The organism is Pseudomonas sp. PONIH3 (assembly GCF_002934345.1).
Classification (GTDB): Bacteria; Pseudomonadota; Gammaproteobacteria; order Pseudomonadales; family Pseudomonadaceae; genus Aquipseudomonas; species Aquipseudomonas soli.
The window spans coordinates 1,350,073-1,369,390 of the sequence record NZ_CP026386.1 but is presented as its reverse complement, the minus strand read 5'-3'; the positions used below and the strand labels follow the sequence as shown (position 1 = coordinate 1,369,390).

The window sequence follows — 19,318 nt, the reverse complement described above, 5'->3', positions numbered from 1 at the left end:
AGAGGGGCATGGGGGCAGGCGTTAACTGGGCGCGTGGGATCATCGGGCTGCTGCTGTTGGCCAGTGCACCGGCTTTCGCGGCCACTTCGGTGTTGATCTGGCCGATCGACCCGGTGCTGGAGGCCGACCAGAAGGCCGGTGCGCTGTGGCTGGAAAACCGTGGCACGGCGCCGGCCAGCCTGCAGGTGCGGGTGTTCGCCTGGCGCCAGGGCGAGTACCAGGAGCAGTTCCAGGCCCAGCGCGAGATAATCGGCAGCCCGCCGGTGGCCAATATCCCGGCGGGCCAGAAGCAACTGATCCGCCTGACCCGCACGGGCAGTTCGCCCGCGGGCCAGGAGCAGGCGTACCGCATCATCATCGACGAAATCCCCTCGCCGTTGCCGGCTGATGCCGCCAGCGAAGGGCCGAAGGCGGCGATCCGCCTGCAGATGCGTTATTCGGTGCCGCTGTTCGTCTACGGCGAAGGGCTGTGGGGCAAGCCCGACCCGGAGGGCAAGCGCAGCGCCGAAGGCGTGGGCAAGCCGCAGCTGAGCTGGCGCGCGGTCACGGTGCAGGGCAAGCCCTATGTCGAGCTGCGCAACACGGGGCCTGTGCATGCGCGCCTGACCGACGTGGTGCTGCAGCAGGCTGGCCAGGACAGGCCATTGGTCGAAGGGCTGCTCGGCTATGTGTTGCCCGGCGCCAGCATGCGCTGGCCGGCACCGGCCACGCCGGGTGCCGCCAGCGTGCTGAAAGGGCGGGTCAACGGCCAGGAGGTGGCGCAGGCCATCAAACAGGGGCAATGACCCACGCTTGAACGGATCACAGGGGCCAGGGAGGACCCGGTAATGGTTGGAAATCGTGTGTGAGCTGGGTGCGGGTGGCAACGCACCGGTTGTGGCTGGGCCTGGCGGTGCTGGGGCCCGGCCTGGGCGTGGCCGACGAGCTGCCGCCGCCGCCCTCGGAACATGCCGCCATCGCCGACGCCACGCTGTACCTCGACCTGCTGGTGAATCAGGTGGCAAAGGCTGAGCTGGTGCCGGTCCAGCAGCGCGCCGGGCGGCTGTACCTGGCCAGCGAGGTGCTGCGCGAGGCGGGCGTCAGGCTGCCGGGCGAGCCTCAGGGCGAGGTGGCCCTGGACGATATCCCCGGCCTGCACAGCGACTATGACAGCCAGAACCAGCGCCTGCTGCTGCAGGTGCCGCCAGCCTGGCTGCCCGACCAGCAGGTCGGTGATCGCAACCTCTACCCCGCCAGCGACGCCCGCAGCAGCTTCGGTGCCTTGCTCAACTACGACGCCTACCTCAACGACACCGATGAGGGCGGCAGCTACCTGGCCGCCTGGAACGAGCTGCGCCTGTTCGACGACTGGGGCAACTTTTCCACCACCGGGCAATGGCGCCAGTCGTTCAATGGCGCCCAGGCCCAGGGCCGGCAGGGCTTCCTGCGCTACGACAGCACCTTCCGCTACACCGACGAGCAGCGCCTGCTCACCTATGAGGCTGGCGACCTGGTGACCGGCGCGCTGCCCTGGACCACCTCGGTGCGCGTGGGTGGCCTGCAACTGTCCCGCGACTTCGGCGCCCGTCCCGACTTGGTCACCTATCCACTGCCTGCCTTTGCCGGCGAAGCCGCTGTGCCGACCTCGCTGGACCTGTTCATCAACGGCTACAAGAGCAGCAGTACCGAGTTGCAGCCTGGCCCTTACACCCTGACCAACGTGCCGTTCATCAACGGCGCCGGCGAAGCGGTGGTGGTCACCACCGATGCCCTGGGCCGGCAGGTGTCGACCACCTTGCCGTTCTATGTCACCAGCAGCCTGTTGGCCAAAGGCCTGTCGGACTTCTCGGTGGCTGCCGGCAGCCTGCGTCGCGACTACGCCGTGCGCGATTTCGCCTATGGCCCGGGTGTGGCCTCGGCGACCCTGCGCCACGGGTTGTCCGATTACTTCACAGTGGAAACCCATGCCGAGAGCGCCGAGTCGCTGATGCTCGGTGGCCTGGGTGGCAACCTGCGCCTGGGTACCTTCGGCGTGCTCAATGCGGCCGTGACCCAGAGCCGCTTCGAAGGCGATACAGGCCAGCAGCTGGCGCTGGGCTACCAGTACAACAGCCGGCGCATCGGCTTCAACTACCAGCGCGTGCAGCGCCATGGCGACTACGCCGACCTGTCGCGGGTCGACAGCCCCTACACGCGCCTGAGCCAGCGCAGCGAGCAGGCGACCCTGAGCCTGAACCTGGACAGTTACGGCAGCCTCGGCGCCGGCTACTTCGATGTGCGCGCTGGTGACGGCACGCGCACGCGGCTGATCAACCTCAGCTGGAGCAAGCCGCTGTGGCGCAACAGCAGCCTGTACCTGTCGGCCAACCGTGAGGTCGGTGACAGCCAGTGGGCGGTGCAGGCGCAACTGGTGATCCCCTTCGACCTGCACGGCACGCTGGCCTTCAGCGCCGAGCGCGGCAAGGACGGCCAGGACCTGCAGCGGGTCAACTACAGCCAGGCGGTGCCGGTGGGTGGTGGGCTGGGCTACAACCTGGGCTATGCCACTGGCGGCAACCGCGACGACTACCGCCAGGCCGACCTGACCTGGCGCCTGCAGTCGGTGCAGTTGCAGGTGGGTGCCTACGGCAGCAGCGGCGAAATGACCCGCTGGGCCGACGCCAGCGGTTCGCTGGTGCTGATGGATGCGGGGCTGTTCGCCGCCAACCGCATCGACGACGCCTTTGTGGTGGTCAGCACCAGCGGCTACGCCGACGTGCCGGTGCGCTACGAGAACCAGCAGATCGGCCGCACTGACCGCAATGGCCACTTGCTGGTGCCCTACAGCAGCGGCTATTACCGCGGCAAATACGAGATCGACCCCATGGACCTGCCCGCCGATGTGCTGGCGCCGCAGGTGGAACAGCGAGTGGCGGTGCGCCGTGGCAGTGGCTACCTGCTGGAGTTCCCGCTCAAGCGTGTGATGGCGGCGAGCCTGGTGTTGGTCGACGGCAATCAACAGGAGCTCAAGCTGGGCAGCCGTGTACGCCACCAGGAAAGCGGCCTCGAGGCGGTGGTGGGCTGGGACGGGCTGGTCTACCTGGAAAACCTGGCGCCGCACAATCGCCTGCAGGTGGACAAGGCCGACGGTGGGCAGTGCCAGGTGGCGTTCGACCTGCCTGAAGGGGAGGGGCCGATCCCGTTGATCGGTCCGCTGGTGTGCCAGTGAATGTTCAACGGCACGGCCTGCTGTTTGGCCTGTTGCTGGCGCCATGCCCGGCCTGGGCACTGTGCTCATCGGTGGCCACCACGCCAGCAGCGTTCGGCACCGTCAACTCGACGCTGGTACGTACCACCGTGCAGACTGCCTCTACCACCAATTCCGGCTTGCAGTGCACCGGCTCGCTGCTCAGCCTGCTGTCCAGCAATGACCACTTCTACGCAACCATCACGCCCGCCTCCGGTGGCCTGGTCGGCCCGACCGGCGATGTGATCAACTACACCCTGTACGCCGACAACAGCGTCAACTACCCGATCACCCGGGGCGTTGCCTTCGACTTTGCCCGCAATGGCATCATCGACCTGCTCGGCCTCCTCAATGGCACGACGCCCAAGGCAGTACCGATCTATCTGCGTACACAGATCGGCAGCAACGTCGCCGCCGGCCTGTACCAGGAAACGCTGACCGTCGCCTGGAGCTGGAACTACTGCTCGGGTATCGGCATCGGCAGTATCTGCCTGGGGCGCGATATTGGCAGTGGTAGCAATACCCTGAATGTCAGCCTGACGGTAAGCAACGACTGCCAGATCACCACGCCCAACATCAGTTTCGCCAGCGCCCCGGTGGTGGCCGGGTTCGGCACGGTGAACCAGAGCTTGAGCGTGTCGTGCACCAAGGGCAGCAACTACACGGTGGGGCTGGATGACGGGCAGAATGGTGCGGGCGGGCGGCGGCGAATGAAGTCCAGTGCCAGTAACTACCTGGCCTATGACATCTTCAAGAGCGCCGGCGCGGTGCGCTGGGGCTCGGTGGGCGCGGCGCGGCGTTCGAGCAGCGATGCCGAAGTGAATCCGGGGGCGGGGACCGGCACGGGCAGCCAGGTGTTCAACTACAACGCCAAGGTGTACACCGACCAGGCCACGCCGCCGGCGGCGACCTATACCGACAGCGTGATTCTGGATGTGCAGTTCTGAGTGCTGGCGTAGCTCAGCGCAGATCGCCGACCATCTTCAGCAACGTCTCAAGCACCGCCCCGGCCAGCGCCTTGGAGCGCTCACCCGACCAGCCGGTGCGCGGGTTCGGCGCATCGTCGTGGTCCTTGAACGGCATCTCCAGGGTCAGCGACAGGCAGTCATGGGCCTGGCCCACGGCATTGCAGGCCAGGGTCATGTTGGCTTGGCCTGGCTCATCGCGGGTGTAACCGTACTTCGTCTGGAAGTCCGGGGTCAGGCTGCACAGGGTGCCGCGGAACTGCTCTTCCAGCTTGGCGATGCGCGGCGTGTAGCCGGGGTTGCCCTCGCAGGCCGCGGTGAACACATGGGGGATCTCTTCGTCGCCATGGGCATCGATGAAGGCGTCCACGCCATGCAGCTTCATCTGGCTCTGGGCAAAGAACACCTCGGGGCTCAGCTCGACGCTGGCGTCCTGCCAGGCGCGGTTGAGGTCCTTGCCCTTGAAGTTGGTGCGCAGGTGTCCGAGGAAGGCACCGTCCGGGTTCATGTTCGGGATCAGGTACAGGTCGGCCTTGGCCAGCAGTTGCTGGATGACCGGGCCATTGGCCTCGAGGGCGTCGATCACACCTTCCATGAACCATTCGGCCATGTGCTCGCCCGGATGCTGCTGGGCGATGATCCACAGCTTGCGCTTGCCGGCCGCGCCGTTGCCTGCGCGCAGCAGCGGAATATCCCGACCCTGCACGCTGCGCCCGCTGGCCAGCAGTTCGACGCCGGGGATCTGCTTGGCGCGTTCGATCAACTGGTTGTGGCGTGCACGGGGGTAGGGCTCGAAGTAGGCGAACCAGGCTTGTGGCTGTTCGGCCTTGACGTCGAAGCTCAGGGCCTTGCCGTCAAACTGGCTGGGCACGCGGAACCAGGTCTGCTGGTCGTACGAGGCCACGGCGTGGTAGCCGGTCCAGGCGTTCTTGTAGGAGGACTGGTGGGCGTTGTCCAGGCTGAAGCGATGGACCTGGCCCGGAGTCAGGCCGCTGGCCTTGAAATGGAACCACTGGAAGTGGTCGCTGTGACTGTCCTTGCGGATGTTCAGGTGGACGTGGGCAGGGTCGCTGGCGTCCAGGACCAGGATGTTGCCGGAGTCGAAATCGCAGTCGATGTGCAGCGGGGAGAGCGTCACGGTCATTGCCAGCCTCCTGTTGGCGTTGTTGTGACCGTACTCTACACCGCCTGGTGGTGCGGGTGCGCAGGTTAATTGACGCAGTCGTGGATGAGTCCGCCCCTGCGAATCAGGTCAGCAGCCCCAGCGCCACAAGCGCAGCAACACCAAGCCCGACGGCAATCGAGCAGCCACCCAGCGACAGCGCCGCGCGCCCTTGCCGGTACCAGTCGTCATGGCCCAATTGCCGCGCCGGGGCGAGCAGGCTGCGCCAGCGCAGTTCGGTTTCGTGGAAGGCGCGCAGGTGGTCGGGGTCGGCATCCAGCCAGCGGCGGAAGTCGATGCGTTCGCTGGCGGTCACCTGCGGGCTTTGCAGGCGCACGTACCATTGGCCGGCGATGCTGGCCAGCGCGTCGCCGGGGGCGCGGGCGGTTTGCAGGGCCTGGTTCATGTGGCGCTCGATGCTGATCAGTGGCAGGTCCAGGCGCTCGGCGATGGCGGCAAAGCCCTGTTGGTCGAGGCGGTTGAGCAGGAAAACTTGCTGGACCCGGCGCGGCAAGCGCTTTAGTGCATGCAGTAGCGCGTCTTCAGCGTGCAGTTCGGCAGGGCGCGGATCGTGCTCGAGGGGCAGCAGCAGGCGGGTCATGGACAGCTCCTTGCTCATAAGGAAAGGGGTGGGGGCATCTTCCTTGATGCAGAGCCAGCTTAGGCTAAACGAGATTGATTCTCAAGTGCTGATTCCGCAAAGATTTGTAATGAGCATTCACGTGCTGACACACTTTTGCTATCATCGCTGCCATTAAACGATCTTCATTAGCCTGAAGAGCCAAAAAAAAATGACCCGGCAAAAAGCCGGGTCAAAAACCGTGATTAGCCTGATGAGGAGATAATCTGAGCGTCCGACCTGAGGACGTTGCAGGTTATCCAGCGGGTCTCGCGACCTGCTGAGTGCAATAATAATCGTTATCATTTGCCAGTCAAATGATTTTTCAGCGATTGACTAAAAAATTCTTCCTGACGCACTCCTCGTCCCCGGCAATCGGGGCTTTTGCCGTTCGTCGGCTATCACGTTCTCCCTTCAGATCGTTGCCTTTTCCGTGGCGTGGCACTGCTCCAGCAGGGCGCGGGCCATGTTGATCATGTGCATCAGCGCAAACACCACTTCCCGCGTCGTGCCCTGCAAATGGTTGCCGGTTTCCTGTGCCGTGGCTGCAGCGCATCGCAGCAGGGCCATGGCGTGTTCGCTGGCCTGCGCGTTGCTGACGCCTTCGCGCAGGGTCCACAGCGAACGTTCCAGGTCGCGGGGCGTGGGCGTGGGGTTGAGGTAGAAATCGAGGGCGCGGCGAGCAGCTTCTTCGTCGAGATCTGTTTCCGTTTCTTTCGAGATGTTCATCCTGATTACCTGCGAATACCAGTAGGTGAAAGGTGAAGCTCGATTCTAATACCTAAAGTATTTAAATGTGTTTGGGCAAATACTACTTGATGTGTATTGAACGCAAGGAGTCAGTCCGTATCGTGCCTGCGATGAATATGGACAAATGGATAGCCCTGGTTCGGGAACGGATCGAGGAGCTCGATATCTCCCAGGAGCAGCTTGCCGAGCGCGTTGGGGTTTCCCAAGGCAGCATCGGCCATTGGCTGAAGAAGCGCCGTCAGCCTCGGGTCGACTCGATGAACCGTACGTTCATCGAGCTGGGCATGCCGCATTACCAGGTCAGCATGCAGCTGCGTGTGTTGGGGCAGGTGGGTGAGGAGCCGGCGCGTTACGGCCTCGAGGAAGAGGACGATGACGACGGGCAGGCGAAATACTTCGTGTGTTTCCGCTATCCGCTGCGTGAGTGGGCCGCGTTGGGTCAGGAGCAGGAGGAGGCATCCGATGTCTTCGAACAGACCGACTACCTGGCCCAAGGCAAGGCGTTCTGGCTGAGGGTCGAGAACGACACCATGAGCGCGGCCAGCGGCAGGAGCGTGCCCGAAGGGGTTCGAATCCTGGTCGATGACGGCGTGGCCGTCGAGCCGGGGCGTCTGGTGATTGCCCGGCTGCCTGGCAAGTCCGCGATCTTTCGGCAGCTGACCGAGGAGGGTGGGCAGCGGTATCTGAAGGCGCTCAACAATGCCTATCCAACGCTAGTGTGCGAGGAAGGGTGCGAGTTCATTGGCGTTGTGGTGCGGATGCACGGGGTGCTCTAGGTTCGCGCGCAGACCGTGTTGGGGCTGCGAGGTGCCAGGCGGGGGGCTTGCAGCGCTCTCTAGATCGAGCGCCGCCCGCGCGGCGCTCGATCTCATAGGCGAAACAACCCTTTCGGCGAACACATTGCCGCCGTTACGCCTCCTCCAGCTCGACCAGCACTGTCCCCTCGCTGACCATATCCCCCTCCTGGCAGAACAGCGCCTTTACCGTCCCATCATGGGGCGCCCGAATGCTGTGCTCCATCTTCATCGCCTCGAGCACCACCAGCGCAGTGCCGGCCTCGACCACTTGTCCCGGCTCGACCAGCACCCGCACGATGCTACCGTTCATGGGCGCGCCCAGGCCGCCCTGGTGGCTGTGGCTGGCTTCCGCCGCAGCGATCGGGTCATGGGCACTGACGGCGTGCAATTCGCCCTGCCACTGTACGTACAGCGTGCCGCCCCGGCGAACCGCCAGGTGACGACGGCGCAGGCCGTCCTGCTCATGGCACAGTTGCTCTCCCTCCAGGCGATACGTCGAAGGCGCACTACGCTCCAGCGCCACCGCCTGCTCATGTCCGTCGCATTGCAGGTGCAGGCTGCTGCGTGCCGGCAGCCCCAGGCGCAGGCCATCGCGCAAGGTCCAGGGCGAGGCAGGGTCGTCCTGGCGCAGTTGCGCTGGCTCACCTTGCAGCCAGGCTTCGGCGGCGGCCTCCCAGAACTGCGCCGGTAGCGCCTGTGGCGGGGGTAGCAGCACATCCTGGTGACGCGGGATGAAGCCAGTGTCCAGCTCCGCCTCGGCAAACGCCGGGTGCGCCAGGATGCGGCGCAGGAAGGCAATGTTGGTCTTCAGCCCGCCAATGGCGAACTCATCGAGCATCGCCAGCAGTCGCAGGCGCGCTTGCTCGCGGTCCTGCCCCCAGGCAATCAGCTTGCCCAGCATCGGGTCGTAGAACGGCGATACCACATCGCCCTCGCTGACACCGCTGTCCACCCGACGACCTTCGCCCGGCGCCGACTCGCGGTACAGCGCCAGGGTGCCGGTGGCCGGGAGGAATTCGTTGGCCGGATCCTCCGCGTACAGCCGCACCTCGATGGCATGGCCGATCAGCGGCACCTGCTCTTGACTCAAAGGCAGCGGCTCACCGCAGGCCACGCGGATCTGCCAGGCCACCAGGTCGAGCCCGGTGATGGCCTCGGTGACCGGATGCTCCACCTGCAGGCGAGTGTTCATCTCCATGAAGAAGAACTCGCCGCGGGCATCGAGCAGGAACTCCACGGTACCGGCGCCCACATAGCCGATGGCCTGGGCGGCGCGTACCGCAGCCTCGCCCATGGCCTTGCGCAGCTCGGGGGACAGGCCCGGCGCCGGGGCTTCCTCGACCACTTTCTGGTGGCGGCGCTGGATCGAGCAGTCACGCTCGTTGAGGTACAGGCAGTGGCCGTGCTGGTCGGCGAACACCTGGATCTCCACATGGCGTGGCTTGAGCACGTACTTCTCGACCAGCATCCGCGCATCGCCGAACGACGACTGCGCTTCACGTTGCGCCGAGGCCAGGGCGTCGGCCAGCTGGCTTTCCTCCTCGACCACCTTCATGCCCTTGCCGCCACCGCCGGCGCTGGCCTTGAGCAGCACCGGGTAGCCGATGCGCTCGGCGGCGGCGCGGAAGGTTTCCAGATCCTGGGCCTCACCGTGGTAGCCCGGCACCAGCGGCACCCCGGCGGCTTCCATCAGCGCCTTGGCCGCCGACTTGCTGCCCATGGCGTCGATGGCGCTGGCCGGTGGGCCAAGGAAGATCAGCCCGGCCTGTTCGATGGCGCGGGCGAAACCGGCGTTTTCGGACAGAAAGCCATAGCCCGGGTGGATCGCCTGGGCGCCGCTGGCCTTGGCCGCGGCGAGCAACTTGTCGATCACCAGGTAGCTGTCGGCGGCCTTGCTGCCACCGAGGTCGACGCGGATATCAGCCTCGCGGCTGTGGCGCGCGTCGCGGTCGGTGGCGCTGTGCACGGCCACGGTGGTCAGGCCCATGGCCTTGGCGGTGCGCATCACCCGGCAGGCGATCTCGCCGCGGTTGGCGACCAGCAGGGTGGTCAGCGTGGGTCGGCTCATGGGCGCGGTTCCTTGTTGTCTTGCCAGGCAGGGCGGCGTTTTTCCAGGAAGGCGCGCAGGCCCTCCTGGCCTTCGGCGCTGACGCGGATGCGGGCGATGGTGTTCTCGCAGTAGCGGCGCAGGGCCGGGCTCAGCTCGCCGTCATCCACTTCGCGCAACAGGTCCTTGGTGGCGCGCAGCGCCTGCGGGCTGTTGTGCAGCAGGTTATCGACCCAGGCCTCGACCTGGGCGTCCAGTTCGGCGGCCGGGTACACCTCGGCCAGCAGGCCGAGGTCGCGGGCGCGCACGCCGCTGAAACGCTCGGCGGTGAGGGCGTAGCGGCGGGCGGCGCGCTCGCCGATGGCCTTGACCACGAACGGGCTGATCACCGCCGGCGCCAGGCCGATGCGCACCTCCGACAGGCACAGCTGCGCGTCTTCGGCACCGATGGCCATGTCGCAGCAACTGATCAGCCCCAGCGCGCCGCCAAAGGCCGCGCCCTGGACCACGGCCAGGGTCGGCGCCTTGAGCCGATGCAGGGCGTACATCAGCTCGCCCAGCTCATGGGCGTCGTCCAGGTTGGTGTTGAAGTCCAGCTGCGCCGACTGCTGCATCCAGGCAAGGTCCGCACCGGCGCTGAAGTGCCGGCCACGGCCGCGCAGCACCACGAAGCGCAGGCTGGCGTCCTCGCCCAGTTGGTCGATGGCGACGATCAGCTCGCGGATCATCTGCGCGTTGAAGGCGTTGTTCTTGTCTTCCCGGCTCAGCCACAGGGTGGCGAAGCCGCGAGGGTCCTTGACCAGTTCAAGGGTGGCGAATTCGCTCATGGGTCACATCCGGAAAATGCCGAAGCGGCTTTGTTCGATCGGGGCGTTCAGCGCGGCGGACAACGCCAGGCCGAGCACGTCGCGGGTCTGCGCCGGGTCGATGACACCGTCGTCCCACAGCCGGGCGCTGGAGTAGTAGGGGTGGCCCTGGCGTTCGTACTGGTCGAGGATCGGCTGCTTGAGCTTCCTCTCGTCTTCGCTGCTGAAAACCTCGCCGCTGCGCTCGCTCTGCTCGCGCTTGACCTGGGCCAGCACGCCAGCGGCCTGCTCGGCGCCCATCACGCCGATACGCGCGTTAGGCCACATCCACAGGAAGCGCGGTTCGTAGGCGCGGCCGCACATGCCATAGTTGCCGGCGCCGAAGCTGCCGCCGATGATCACCGTGAACTTCGGCACCTGGGCGCAGGCCACCGCGGTCACCAGTTTGGCGCCGTGCTTGGCGATGCCGCCTTCCTCGTACTTCTTGCCGACCATGAAACCGGTGATGTTCTGCAGGAACAGCAGCGGGATACCGCGTTGGCAGGCCAGTTCGATGAAGTGCGCGCCTTTCTGTGCAGCCTCGGCAAAGAGGATGCCGTTGTTGGCCAGGATTGCCACCGGGTAGCCGTGCAAGTGGGCGAAGCCGCACACCAGGGTGGTGCCGAACAGCGCCTTGAACTCATCGAAGACCGAGCCATCGACCAGGCGGGCGATCACCTCGCGCACATCGAACGGTTGCTTGGCGTCGGCCGGAACCACGCCGTACAGCTCTTCTGCGCCATACAACGGTGCAATCGGCTCCTGGCATTGCAGCTTGCCCTGCTTGTGCCAGTTGAGGTTGGCGACACTGCGTCGGGCGATGGCCAGGGCGTGCTCGTCGTTGTCGGCATAGTGGTCGGCCACGCCGCTGGTGCGGCAATGCACGTCGGCGCCGCCGAGGTCCTCGGCGCTGACCACTTCACCGGTTGCGGCCTTTACCAGGGGGGGGCCTGCGAGGAAGATGGTCGCCTGCTGGCGCACCATGATCGCTTCGTCGGCCATGGCCGGCACATAGGCGCCACCGGCGGTGCACGAGCCCATCACCACGGCAATCTGCGGGATGCCCAGGGCACTCATGTTGGCCTGGTTGAAGAAGATCCGCCCGAAGTGCTCACGGTCGGGGAACACCTCGTCCTGACGAGGCAGGTTGGCGCCGCCGGAGTCCACCAGGTAGATGCATGGCAGACGGTTCTGCAGGGCGATGGTCTGGGCGCGCAGGTGTTTCTTCACGGTCAGCGGGTAGTAGGAGCCGCCTTTGACCGTGGCGTCGTTGGCCACGATCATGCATTCCACGCCTTCGACGCGGCCGATGCCGGCGATCACGCCGGCGGCCGGCACGTCTTCGCCGTACACCTCATGGGCGGCCAGCTGGCCGATCTCGAGGAACGCCGAGCCCGGGTCGAGCAGGCGGTCGATACGCTCGCGAGGCAGCAGCTTGCCCCGCGAGGTATGCCGCTCCTGAGCCTTCGGCCCGCCGCCCTGACTGACCTGGGCAAGCAGGCCGCGCAGGGCCTGGACCTGTTCGAGCATGGCCGCGCTGTTGGCGGCGAATTCCGCCGAGCGCGGGTTGATCTGGGTGTGCAGGGTAGCCATGTGCGCCCGTTCCTTATGCTCAGCGGGTTTCGTTGAACAGTTCGCGGCCGATCAGCATCCTGCGGATCTCGCTGGTGCCGGCGCCGATCTCGTACAGCTTGGCGTCGCGCAACAGGCGGCCAGCCGGGAATTCATTGATGTAGCCGTTGCCGCCGAGGATCTGGATCGCTTCCAGGGCCATCTGCGTGGCGCGCTCAGCGGTGTAGAGGATGACCCCGGCGGCGTCCTTGCGAGTGGTCTCGGCACGATCGCAGGCCTGGGCCACGGCGTACAGGTAGGCGCGGCTGGCATTGAGCTGGGTGTACATGTCGGCGATCTTGCCCTGGATCAGTTGGAACTCGCCGATGCTCTGGCCGAACTGCTTGCGGTCGTGGATGTACGGCACGACCAGGTCCATGCAGCTCTGCATGATGCCGGTCGGGCCGCCCGACAGCACCACGCGCTCGTAGTCCAGGCCGCTCATCAGCACGCGCACGCCGCCGTTGAGCTGGCCGAGGATGTTTTCTTGCGGCACTTCGACGTCATCGAAGAACAGCTCGCAGGTGTTGGAGCCGCGCATGCCGAGCTTGTCGAACTTGTTGCTGCGGCTGAAGCCTTTCCAGTCGCGCTCGACGATGAACGCGGTAATGCCGTGGGGGCCCTTGTCCAGGTCGGTCTTGGCGTAGATCACGTAGGTGTTGGCGTCGGGACCGTTGGTGATCCAGGTCTTGCTGCCGTTGAGCACGTAGCGGTCGCCGCGCTTTTCAGCGCGCAGTTTCATCGACACCACGTCGGAGCCGGCGTTGGGCTCGCTCATGGCCAGGGCGCCGATGTGCTCGCCGCTGATCAGCTTGGGCAGGTATTTGAGCTTCTGCTCGTGAGTGCCGTTGCGGTTGATCTGGTTGACGCACAGGTTGGAGTGGGCGCCGTAGGACAGGGCCACCGACGCCGAGCCCCGGCTGATCTCTTCCATCGACACCACGTGGGCCAGGTAGCCCAGGCCGGCGCCGCCGTATTCCTCCGGCACGGTGATGCCCAGCAGGCCCATGTCGCCGAACTTGCGCCACATGTCGGCAGGGAACAGGTTGTCATGGTCGATCTGCGCGGCGCGCGGCGCCAGCTCGGCGGCAACGAAGGTGCGCACCTGGTCACGGAGCATGTCGATGGTCTCGCCCAGGGCGAAGTTCAGGCTGGGGTAATGCATGGGGGCACCTTGTTGTTCTTGAAATTCGAGGTACTGCACCGACCCTGTGGGAGCGGGCTTGCCCGCGATGCCCGTCAGAACGGCCAGCGATGTTGTCTGGTCCGGCCTCATCGCGGGCAAACCCGCTCCCACAGGGTCGGTGCTCGTGGTTGACGTTAACGTAAACCTGCCGTCCGGGGCTGTCAATCGCATCGTCACCTTTACGTAAACGTAAATCTGCGCCAGAGTATTTGCCGCCTGCTTCAGTCATGCCCAGAACAACCACAAGAAGGGATCACCATGCCTCAACCAAGCTATACCCGCGGCCGTCAGGACCACCCCTTGCTGACCCTGACCATCGGCCAGGCCTTCGATGCCACCGTCGCCCGCCACGGCGAGCGCGAGGCGCTGGTGGTGCGCCACCAGGGCCTGCGCTACAGCTGGCGCGAGCTGGCCGCCGAGGTCGATGTGCAGGCCCGGGCGCTGATGGCGCTTGGGGTGGAGGAGGGCGAGCGGGTCGGTATCTGGGCGCCCAACTGCGCCCAGTGGTGCATCCTGCAGCTGGCCACCGCCAAGGTCGGCGCGATCCTGGTCAATATCAACCCGGCCTACCGGGTGGGTGAGCTGGAATACGTGCTGCGTCAGTCCGGTTGCCGCTGGCTGGTGTGCGCCGATGCCTTCAAGACCTCCGACTACCACGCGATGGTGCAGGAACTGGTGCCGGATCTGGCGAGCCACGCATTGGGCGAACTGGCCAGTGAACGCCTGCCCGACCTGCGCGGCGTGATCAGCCTGGCCGCCGAGCCGCCTTCAGGCTTCCTGCCCTGGGCCGCCTTGGCCGGGCGGGCAGGGGCAGTCGATGTTGACGCCTATCAGGCGCGACAGCAGGGCCTGCAGTTCGACCAGCCGGTGAACATCCAGTACACCTCCGGCACCACCGGCGCGCCCAAGGGCGCGACCCTGAGCCACTACAACATCCTCAACAACGGCTACATGGTCGGCCAGAGCCTGGGCCTGACCGAGCGCGACCGCATGGTCATCCCGGTGCCGCTGTACCACTGCTTCGGCATGGTCATGGCCAACCTCGGCTGCATCACCCACGGCAGCACCATGGTCTACCCCAACGACGCCTTCGACCCGGAGCTGACCCTGCGCGCCGTGGCCGAGGAGCGTGCCAGCATCCTCTATGGCGTGCCGACCATGTTCATCGCCATGCTCGACCATCCGTCACGTCAGGCCATGGACCTTTCCAGCCTGCGCAGCGGCATCATGGCCGGCGCCACTTGCCCGATCGAGGTGATGCGCAAGGTGATCGACCAGTTGCACATGGCCGAGGTGCAGATCGCCTACGGCATGACCGAGACCAGCCCGGTGTCGTTGCAGACCGGCCCCGACGATGGCCTGGAGTTGCGCGTGACCACCGTGGGCCGCACCCAGCCGCATCTGGAGACCAAGCTGGTGGATGCCGACGGGCGCATCGTCGCGCAAGGCGAGATCGGCGAGCTGTGCACCCGCGGCTACAGCGTGATGCTCGGCTATTGGGACAACTTCCAGGCCACCCATGACGCCATTGACCCGGCCGGCTGGATGCACAGCGGCGATCTGGCGGTGATGGACGACGACGGTTATGTGCGGATCGTCGGGCGCAACAAGGACATGATCATTCGCGGCGGCGAGAACATCTATCCGCGCGAGCTGGAGGAGTTCTTCCATACCCACCCGGCGGTGGCCGAGGCGCAGGTGGTGGGGATTCCGTGCAGCAAGTACGGCGAGGAGGTGGTGGCGTGGATTCGCCTGCACCCGGGGCACAGCGCTACGGCGGATGAGTTGCAGCAGTGGTGCAAGGCTAGGCTGGCGCATTTCAAGGCGCCAAGGCACTTCCGCTTTGTCGATGAATTCCCGATGACGGTGACGGGGAAGGTGCAGAAGTTTCGCATGCGCGAGATCAGCGTCGCGCAAATCGGCGGCAGATGATCTGGCGTGCGAGGGCACTGGTCGATGCTTTCGAGTGAACGTGCCCCGCGCCTTGAAGCGGGGCACGCTACAGCACGCCGGGGTCTATTTGCGCCTCACATTGATGGCGTACGGCTTGTTTCCCACCAGTCTGATGTCGAAAATCACCTCGACGTCATCCTCCAGGCCCGCGGCCTGATCCTTGGGCAGGTACACCCGTGTGCCTTGATGTTTGTAGTCGATGTAACCGTAGCCCTCGTGGTCATCGAACTCCACCACTTTTCCGGTCTTGCCCTTTGTATCGCTCATGATTGCCACCTTCGTTGGCATTGCCTACGGATGCGCTTCCCCAGCGCGGGGCTGGGAAAACGCTGCTGCGCGGGCTACTGTCAAGCCGCGGGCAAGCTCACCACCAGAATCTCACGCCCTGCGTGGCCGGTGGCACCCTGTGCCGTACTGTACCCACGTATGGAAGTCGGGGGACCCGCGCGGATGTTGAATCCCCAGCGTTCCGTACACTGATCGGGCCCCCAGCCCCCCGCTCGGGCTGTTCCTCCGCCAGCAGCGCCAGGCGCTGTTCTTCCAGGCCGGTGCTGGACAGGATCGTGCCTTGCAGGAGGTTGGCGTCAAGTACGTTGCCGACAATGTCGGCCGCGTAGACGGCAGACTGCGAGAGGTGGGTCGGCAGGTGGCGGCTAACCAGGGGGAGGTGCATTCCCTTGGCTTGCATATAGCTGCCAATTTTTCCAATGGCGCCTGCATTTGCGAAGTTGGTCTTCGTATAGATTTCAACAGTCCCTGTCAGGTGAGATTTCGCCCGCCGCCAAAGGCCACCTACCTCCCCGGACACCCCACTTCCCCGCAGCAGTTCATCGGCATAAGTACTCACTCGGCCGCCCGCCCGGGCCGCGCGTCTGGCGCCAGACAACCCCTTGAATCCGTAGCGGGCAAAGGTCTTGCCAGCGTTCCACACCACCTTGGCGCCTTTGCCGAGCAGCTTGGCCCCCCTTGCCATGAGTTTCAGCCCATTAAAGCCAAGCTTGAACAACCCGGAGAAGCCCAAGGTACTCAGCACCCCTGTGGCGACCGAAACGATGCTCAATTTCCTGGATAGTTCAGGGTTCGTGTCTGCTGTGAACACCGCCGCCACTTCGAAGGCGAACGACAGCACGCTCATCGCCGTGACGAACCCCAGCACGATCGCCGACATGCCCCCGGTGAAAAGGGTCAGCACCGCGCCCACCACGGCCACCAATGCCGAGAACGCCAGGCCTCGCCAGCGGCCGCCGACCGGCATTTTCTGGGTGTCCTGCAGCGCCTGTTGATACGACGCAAGTTGTTTTCCCTGGTCCCAACGACTGAGCATGATGGCGCCGCTGGGGTCGTGCAGGTTGACGGGGTCCGGGCAGTGGGCGTAGTCGTTGACGCCTCCTTCACCAAACGGGCTGAGCCAGTCAGGCTGGGCATAGCGGCGCAGGGCCGGGTCGTAGGTGCGGTAGCCGTTGCCGGCGTGGTAGTGGCCGGTTAGGGGGTCGCGGCGCATGCCGTTGTAGCCGTTGACAAGGCCGGTCACTGCCTTGCCCTCGCCGAACGGCAGCAGCGGAGCCAGCTCCAGCTTACCGTCCTTGACCTGCCCGGCGACACCGACCTGGGGATCGTCGATCAGCCAGCGCACCTCGTTTTCATCATACTGCGCCAGGCCGCGGCTCAGGCTTGTGCGTTGGCTGACCTTGCCGGCCTGGTCGTAACGCAGCTCGCCAATCAGTTCATCGCCGTCGTAGCGCAGCTCGTGGGTGCTCTTGTCGGCCTCCAGGTACTGCGCCGCCAGGCGCTGGCTGCCGTCGTATTCGTACCGGGCCAGGAGCTTGTTCTCGCTGTCGTGGACTTTGTCGAGCTGGCCGGCGGCGTTATAGCTGAAGCAGTGCTGGCCTGCGTCGGTCAGGTAGCCATTGCTGTTCCATTTCACCTCTTGGGGGGCCTTGCCGCGGGTGACGCCTGTCAGCTGGGTCGGATCGGCCTCGGCATAGGCCAGGTCCTCGGTGTGCTTCTTGTCGTCAAAGCCAGTGGTAACGCACTGGGTCAGGTTGCTCATGGCATCCCAGGTGAAGTCCTGGGCCTTGACCGCCGTGCCCTGGCAGTCTTGCGGGCAATGCTCGGCGGCGCTGGTCTTGCATTCATACTTCTGCAGGCGGTCAAGCGCGTCGTAGGTGAAGTGCTCGGCGCGCAGTTGGGTGCCTTTTTCATAGCTGGTTTTGCTCGCCAGGCGGCCATCGCCGCGCCAGGTCAGGCACTGCTTGAAGCATTCGATGCCGTTGCTCAGGAAGCGCCGTGTCACTTCCTGGCCAAACCCATCGTATTCGCTGAATACCTGCCAGCGGCCGCCAGCCTTGAGTGCCTGGGCTTGACGCGACTGCAAGCGCCCCAGTGCGTCATAGCGATGCAGTACTTCCTCGTGGTCCTGGCACGTGCGCAGCACCCGGCCCAGGCGATCGGTGAACTCCCGTTGCCAGTGGCCGTCGGCGCGCAGCGAAGCCAGTGTCTGGCCACGCAGGCTCTGCCAGCGGTAGCCCTGGCGCGTGGCGCGTGGCGAAGTTTGCTCAACCTGCTGCCGACCGGGCAGGTTTTCGTCACGGTAGGCCTGCGTCCAGCCGCTGGACATCGCGGTGTCGCTGGCGTCCGAGGACAAGGTCAGCGTGTTGTCCTCGTGAGTAACGCTGGAGAGGGCCCGCTTCTGGTCTTTAAAACTCATGCCCTTGGCGTCTTGTGCAGTGGTGAGGATGGTCTTGTCGGGCAAGGTAACCGTCGTGTCGGTGAAACCATAGGCGCGCTTGCCCACGGTGCGCGACGTCAGCGTACTGACGTTGCTCACTTTCTGTGTTGCTACCACCTTGCTGTCTACCTTGAGCTGCGTGGCGTGGTTGCTCAGGCCATGGTAGCTGTACGCGACGGTGGAGTTGTCGGGGCGCGTGAGCTGGGTAACCCGGCCCAAGGCGTCCCGTTCAAGGTTATAGGTATCGGTCTGCTTGCCCAGAGTGCGTTGGTACTTGATGACGTGCCCCGAACTGTCGAAATGCCGGAGCAATTGCATCTTGGTGTTGCCAGCAGGGTCGGTCAGGCGATCCACTTGCTCGAAGGTGCCATCCTTGCGGTAGGAGTAATCGGTTTTGCGTTGGAACAAGCACTGATCATCCAGCCCCTGTTCGACCAGGCACTGGCTGGTGATGTTCTGGGTTCCCGGCGCTTCAAATACCAGAGCGCTTTGCGTTGCGGGGGCCTTGTCCTTGGCCATGGCTTGCAGCAGGCTACGCATGCCAGGCCCATCAAGACCGCCTTGTGCCCGCGTCCAGGCTTGAGGCCCCATGGCCCACACCTCTGGGGTCATCTCTATCACGGCCTGGCCGCCAGGCAGGTAGTCCCAGCTGCAACTGGCCAGCAACTGCGATGCATCCAGGCCTTGCAGGCTGCATTGCTCCAGCGGGACATAGTGCTGGGTGCCGTGCTTGCGCCACTCGCGGCGCCAAACCCGTTGCAAGCCATCCAGGTAGCTGCGGCTGACGTCCTTGCTGGCATGGGTGTGGGTGGCGATCTTGCCGTCATCCGAATAGGTGGTGGCAGTCTGCTCGTCAGCTTTCTGGTCCTTTTCCTTGCCCTTGCCGCCTGCCTTGAGCAGGTAGTGCGTCTCCTGGGTCACGCGGCCCAGCGCATCGTATTGCCAGTGCACTTCTTTGCCTTGCTCCACCTGTTCCAAGCGCCGCCGGGCATGGCGTGAGCGCAGTTCCTTGCTGAGCGTTTCGGTGCCGGCCTCGGTGGTGGCGCTTACGCTGACCACGATGCCAGCGTTATTCGGGTTGTCCTCGAACGCCTGGAGGTTCTTCAGCTCGAACTTCAGTTGGCCAAGGTGAGTGACCTGGGTATCTTTGACCGACCACTGCATGACTTTGCTTTGCGCTGTCTTGGCGCTGACTACCGAGACCTCGGTGCTGCGCTGGCGCCACAGTAGCGGTGAGGAGGCGCCGACAAGCGTCCAAGTGGCGTCGGCGTCGAGCCGATCGTCCTTGAGCTGAGCCTTGACCCCCTCGATCACGACCACCTCGGCCTGCTCCAGCATGTCACGAGTGCCACGTTGGACCTTGCGGTAGCCGAACAGGCGCAGACCCTTGGGATTGCCGAATGGATCGCACTGGTACTCCGCCATGACCGGCGCGGCGGCATAGTCCGGA

At 65.1% G+C, this 19,318-nt stretch carries 14 protein-coding genes; 5 read left to right on the top strand and 9 right to left on the bottom strand.

The genetic code is table 11. From position 1 onward, the window contains the following. Positions 1 to 8: 8 nt before the first annotated feature. The 3 genes from C3F42_RS06170 (at position 9) to C3F42_RS06160 (ending at position 4,152) form a co-directional block, all read left to right on the top strand. Entirely contained in the window at positions 9 to 785 is a 777-nt protein-coding gene (locus C3F42_RS06170) for a molecular chaperone (RefSeq protein WP_038705773.1), read from the top strand. 68 nt (positions 786 to 853) lie between these two features. Continuing rightward, positions 854 to 3,187: a fimbria/pilus outer membrane usher protein gene (locus C3F42_RS06165; protein WP_177410846.1), complete on the top strand. Its 2,334-nt coding sequence runs from the start codon at positions 854 to 856 to the stop codon at positions 3,185 to 3,187. Then, on the top strand, positions 3,184 to 4,152 hold the full coding sequence (locus tag C3F42_RS06160) for a spore coat U domain-containing protein (RefSeq protein ID WP_094010511.1): 969 nt from the start codon (positions 3,184 to 3,186) through the stop codon (positions 4,150 to 4,152). Before C3F42_RS06165 ends, C3F42_RS06160 begins: the two co-directional genes overlap by 4 nt. Before the next feature lie 13 nt (positions 4,153 to 4,165). On the opposite strand, the gene C3F42_RS06155 is transcribed toward C3F42_RS06160, so the two are convergent. The 3 genes from C3F42_RS06155 to C3F42_RS06145 all read right to left on the bottom strand — a co-directional run bounded on the left by C3F42_RS06155 (position 4,166) and on the right by C3F42_RS06145 (position 6,680). Continuing rightward, on the bottom strand, positions 4,166 to 5,314 hold the full coding sequence (locus C3F42_RS06155; protein ID WP_023632070.1) for a M14-type cytosolic carboxypeptidase: 1,149 nt from the start codon (positions 5,312 to 5,314) through the stop codon (positions 4,166 to 4,168). A 103-nt stretch (positions 5,315 to 5,417) separates the two neighbouring features. Then, on the bottom strand, positions 5,418 to 5,933 hold the full coding sequence (locus tag C3F42_RS06150) for a DUF4880 domain-containing protein (protein ID WP_104445286.1): 516 nt from the start codon (positions 5,931 to 5,933) through the stop codon (positions 5,418 to 5,420). 432 nt (positions 5,934 to 6,365) lie between these two features. Next, positions 6,366 to 6,680: a DUF6124 family protein gene (locus C3F42_RS06145; protein ID WP_023632873.1), complete on the bottom strand. Its 315-nt coding sequence runs from the start codon at positions 6,678 to 6,680 to the stop codon at positions 6,366 to 6,368. 89 nt (positions 6,681 to 6,769) lie between these two features. Here C3F42_RS06145 and C3F42_RS06140 point away from each other — a divergent pair, with 89 nt between their 5' ends. Beyond that, entirely contained in the window at positions 6,770 to 7,477 is a 708-nt protein-coding gene (locus tag C3F42_RS06140) for a S24 family peptidase (protein ID WP_031316878.1), read from the top strand. Between the two features lie 133 nt (positions 7,478 to 7,610). Here the strand turns inward: C3F42_RS06140 and C3F42_RS06135 are convergent, their stop codons facing one another. From C3F42_RS06135 to C3F42_RS06120, 4 genes are read right to left on the bottom strand one after another with little or no spacing between them, the layout of a single operon-like run. Then, positions 7,611 to 9,566: an acetyl/propionyl/methylcrotonyl-CoA carboxylase subunit alpha gene (locus C3F42_RS06135; RefSeq protein WP_104444184.1), complete on the bottom strand. Its 1,956-nt coding sequence runs from the start codon at positions 9,564 to 9,566 to the stop codon at positions 7,611 to 7,613. Continuing rightward, positions 9,563 to 10,372: a gamma-carboxygeranoyl-CoA hydratase gene (locus tag C3F42_RS06130; RefSeq protein ID WP_094010509.1), complete on the bottom strand. Its 810-nt coding sequence runs from the start codon at positions 10,370 to 10,372 to the stop codon at positions 9,563 to 9,565. Before C3F42_RS06130 ends, C3F42_RS06135 begins: the two co-directional genes overlap by 4 nt. A gap of 3 nt (positions 10,373 to 10,375) precedes the next feature. Continuing rightward, complete coding sequence (locus C3F42_RS06125; RefSeq protein WP_094010508.1) at positions 10,376 to 11,983, bottom strand: carboxyl transferase domain-containing protein; 1,608 nt, start codon at positions 11,981 to 11,983, stop codon at positions 10,376 to 10,378. Between the two features lie 19 nt (positions 11,984 to 12,002). Then, a complete protein-coding gene (locus tag C3F42_RS06120) occupies positions 12,003 to 13,166 on the bottom strand; it encodes an isovaleryl-CoA dehydrogenase (protein ID WP_023631987.1) in 1,164 nt (387 codons plus the stop codon). A gap of 279 nt (positions 13,167 to 13,445) precedes the next feature. On the opposite strand from C3F42_RS06120, the gene C3F42_RS06115 reads away from it, so the two are divergent. Then, a complete protein-coding gene (locus C3F42_RS06115) occupies positions 13,446 to 15,119 on the top strand; it encodes an AMP-binding protein (protein ID WP_094010507.1) in 1,674 nt (557 codons plus the stop codon). An 84-nt stretch (positions 15,120 to 15,203) separates the two neighbouring features. Here C3F42_RS06115 and C3F42_RS06110 read toward each other — a convergent pair whose 3' ends face one another. Together C3F42_RS06110 and C3F42_RS29800 are read right to left on the bottom strand one after the other, a co-directional pair. Beyond that, positions 15,204 to 15,407: a cold shock domain-containing protein gene (locus C3F42_RS06110; protein WP_158659538.1), complete on the bottom strand. Its 204-nt coding sequence runs from the start codon at positions 15,405 to 15,407 to the stop codon at positions 15,204 to 15,206. Positions 15,408 to 15,504: 97 nt separating this feature from the next. Beyond that, the gene (locus C3F42_RS29800; RefSeq protein WP_256586311.1) at positions 15,505 to 16,641 is read right to left on the bottom strand and encodes an RHS repeat-associated core domain-containing protein; all 1,137 of its coding nucleotides are present in this window, start codon (positions 16,639 to 16,641) and stop codon (positions 15,505 to 15,507) included. Positions 16,642 to 19,318: the final 2,677 nt, after the last annotated feature.